This window comes from Bradyrhizobium sp. (assembly GCF_049512235.1).
Classification (GTDB): domain Bacteria; phylum Pseudomonadota; class Alphaproteobacteria; order Rhizobiales; family Xanthobacteraceae; genus Bradyrhizobium.
The window spans coordinates 1-3,458 of record NZ_JBEKXH010000611.1 but is presented as its reverse complement, the minus strand read 5'-3'; the positions used below and the strand labels follow the sequence as shown (position 1 = coordinate 3,458).

Sequence of the window (3,458 nt, the reverse complement as noted above, 5' to 3'; positions counted from 1 at the left end):
TCCATCGATCGGGTATCGCGGCCACACGTAACCAACACCGCCGATGCCGCGCCCCCACCCCACCCTCCCCCGCGAAGAGCGGGAGAGGGAGTGAGAGGCCAATGCCCGTGGCCTGAAATGACAGGTTTCATAGAACCGCTCGTCCAGGTCTCGTCTAGGTCGGCGATTTTAAAGTTCGAATCATATCGGCATCCTCCCCAGACATCATCCTGAGGGGAGCATCGCGCAAGCGATGCGTCTCGAAGGAGGGCGGCCAAACGACGGCCGCGCAAGCGGCCATCCTTCGAGACGCAAGCGCTCAAACTAACCGGTTCAGGCATTGTTTTTGTGGTCCCGCAATGATGTCGAACAGGGCGCCCACAAGGGGCGCCGCTACGTCATGTCGATATTTGGGCGGATTGGAGGCCAGCGGGCCGCGCATCAGCCGATTATTCGCCGACCACGACCATGAAATCGGTGCCTTCCCATTTGCCTTGTTGGGTCCACAGCATGGTGAAGCGCAGCTGGCTGCCCGCGGCCAGGGATTGCGTCGGCAGATCGCAGATAAACGTGCGCACACCTGTGGCGCGGCACTCGCTGTCCGTCGTGATCACCCAGTTATCGGACGACCAATGCACGGATGCGGGCTCCAGGAATTCCAGGCGCAGGATCCGGCCGACCGCAATTCGGCCGATCTTCGAGGCCATACGCCAGACAATGGGCGCGGGTTGGGGCGCACTCTTCACATAGCGGGCGTAGGTCTGCGGCGGCATGTCGAACACCGCACCTTCCCGCAATGACCGCAGCAATTTGACGTGTTCGGCGTGGGCCCAGACCAGCGGCATCGCACTCCCGGAAGGCCGTCCCAGAAATAGCTCGCGTTCAGGAATATCCGCGCTGTCCCAAATCTGCTCCGGCAACAGGCCGCCGATGCTGGCGGACGCCTCGAAGGTTGCCAACAGACGTCTGGCCTCCTCCGGCCGTCCGGCTGCGAGTTCATAGTGTGCGCGCTCGCCGGTCAAAAGCGGCCACAGCCGGCCGATCCCGGAACCGTTGAACGGCGCGCCATCGGCGTGCTCACCATAACCGTCATCATTGTAGCGGTACCAATAGGGACCGGCGGGCAGCTCGCGTCTGAGCAGGGCGTCGATGGCAGTGACCGTATTGAGAATACGCGGATCGTCGGCGGCGCGCAGACCGAAGCGCACATAAGCGAGCGCGTCCGGGCTCACCAGAAGACCGGCTTCCAGCGCTTCGTTGCCGTCAGGCCGGTTCCGAATCGGTATCAGACCCCGCGATCCGAAGGCACCGTCACTGCCCGCAAATCCGATCCGCATATAGTAACCATCGATCCCGAGTTGGCGGGAAAGCTCGGTATCGGTCGCGTAGGTCCAGCCGTCGATCTGCTCGTTCCAATGATCGGCGGTCTCGCGGAGATACTTCGCCATGGCGCTCTTGCCCATCGCTTCCATCGCATCGGCGGCCACCAGCAACGCGGCGATTTCAACCGCCAGCGTAAACGGGGAATAGCCGCCATCTTCCTCCCAGCGATCCTGCTGGGTGGTCGGGCCGGCGCGGACGATGTAACCGGCGGCCGCCTCGATCAACGGCGCATAATGCTTGGCGTCCGATCGTTCGATCGCGCCGGCGCGCAACAGCATGTCATAAAGAAGGATTGGAAACGCGGTCTCGTCCATCTGGACGCCCTTCCAGTAAGGCCGGCCGTCGAGCCACGAATTCTGTAGCCAGTGTCCGTCGGCCTCCTGAACCGCCATCAGATAATCGAGCACTGATTTGGCCGCCGCATCAGCGCCTGCCGCGAGAAAACCACCCGCCGTTTCGACCAGGTCCCGCGGCCAGACCAGATGATAGCCGCCGAGATCGTCGTCGCCTTTGCGAAACCCCCAGGGGATCGAGAGGCTCGCAATGATCGCGCCCGAGGCATCGTCGCGATGGGACGCCAGCACCGCGGTGCTGATCCGATAGCGGTTCAATTGCCGGGGGTCGCGCGGCTCGTCGAGCGGCAGGAACAGGTTCTGCAGGTTACGCCAGCCCGCGATATATTTCTTGAGCGCCGATGCGGCACCCTGTTGCAGACTGAGGACGGCGCGAAAGGCGGCCTCTTCCGGCTGCGCCCCGAAGCCCATCGTCAGCAGTGCCTGGCCGTTGCTGTTCGCCAGGTCGAGCGTACCGGACAAAGCAACGTTGCCGTTCGGCGCGCATCGATATTCAGGCTTCAACCCTTCGCCGCGTTTCAATGTCCGCCAGCCGTCGGAGGTCCCGACATAACCAACCGACCGCGCGGTCCAGGGTACCGAGGACGCGATCGCGAGCGAGGTGCCTCTCGCTTCCGCGAACAACATCGGCCGCCCCTTGAAGTCACCCACCCAGGCTGTATTACCGGCGCCGGCATTGACAAGATGGGGCGCTATCAGCGCGTGAACCCGATAGTCGGACAGCTCGCCCATCAGCGCTTCGAAACACAGCTGCTGCAGCACCACTTCGCGATCGGGATCGGAAAAAACCGACTTGGTGATGCGGTAGCGGCCATCCCTTGATGTGTTGACGAGCCGAAAGGCCGGAACACCGTCTTCGATCAGCACGACCGTGTGATCGGCGTCGCGCTTCTCTTCGGAAAAATAATCTTTCGCGGTGACGATGAACCCAAAATCGCGAATGCAGGCGGTATCGAGTCGCGGCGTATAGACTTCGTTAAGAATACCGTGGCTGATCGTGAACCATATCCTGCTCTCCGGACCCGCGGCTGTCCCGACCGCGCTTTTGGCGCTTGAGGTCCAGCGCGGCGGAATACCTGGTGCGCCGGGTGGGACCGTCTGGTCTGTCATTAATTAAAACCTGGAGATGAGGAAAACGCCAGCGATCATAAGCGAACATCCGGCCAGGCGAGCAACACCGGCGGGATGTTGTTCAAATCCGAACCACCCGAAATGATCGAGCAGAACCGAGAATATAAGCTGCCCCGCCACGACAAGCGCCACAAGCGCACCGGCTCCGAGTTTAGGGGCGAGCAGGATATTCCCGGTAAGATATGTCACACCTAGGATGCCGCCGGCAGGCCAAAGGTACCATGGCGCTTCGCGCATCATCTCGCGCGAAGGCCACTGGGAAGTCAGCGCCCATGTCAAAATCATGGTGACGATCAGGCCAGAAGCCATGTTGACGGTGGCCGGAATATAGGGATTTGCAAGTGCTTTGCCGAGCTGCGTGTTGGTCGCAACCTGGGTCGTCAGAACGGCGCCGAGGAGAATTGCGAGGGGTGCAAGAAGCCAGCTCATCATCACTCCGTTCCATGACCATCGGGACCCCTTTTATTTTGCCGACATCCGGCTGGAGAGTCGAAGGATTTCTTGACCAAAGGACGCTTTGCGCCAGCTCGTAGGTTGGGTTGAGCTCTTCGCGAAACCCAACATCTTCGCTGGAACAATGAGTGATGGGTATCGTTTGCGCTCCACCCGTCC

General features: G+C 61.4%; 2 protein-coding genes. Both read right to left on the bottom strand.

Annotation, left to right across the window (positions count from 1 at the left end):
* Positions 1-428: 428 nt before the first annotated feature.
* On the bottom strand, positions 429-2,825 hold the full coding sequence (locus ABSG20_RS32675; protein ID WP_423868578.1) for a glucan 1,4-alpha-glucosidase: 2,397 nt from the start codon (positions 2,823-2,825) through the stop codon (positions 429-431).
* A gap of 3 nt (positions 2,826-2,828) precedes the next feature.
* On the bottom strand, positions 2,829-3,278 hold the full coding sequence (locus ABSG20_RS32670; protein ID WP_423868577.1) for a DMT family transporter: 450 nt from the start codon (positions 3,276-3,278) through the stop codon (positions 2,829-2,831).
* Positions 3,279-3,458: the final 180 nt, after the last annotated feature.

Bases quoted from the DNA above. Each gene is read 5' to 3' on its own strand.
- ABSG20_RS32670 (WP_423868577.1), bottom strand. From the start codon at position 3,278: ATGATGAGCTGGCTTCTTGCACCCCTCGCAATTCTCCTCGGCGCCGTT.
- ABSG20_RS32675 (WP_423868578.1), bottom strand. From the start codon at position 2,825: ATGACAGACCAGACGGTCCCACCCGGCGCACCAGGTATTCCGCCGCGC.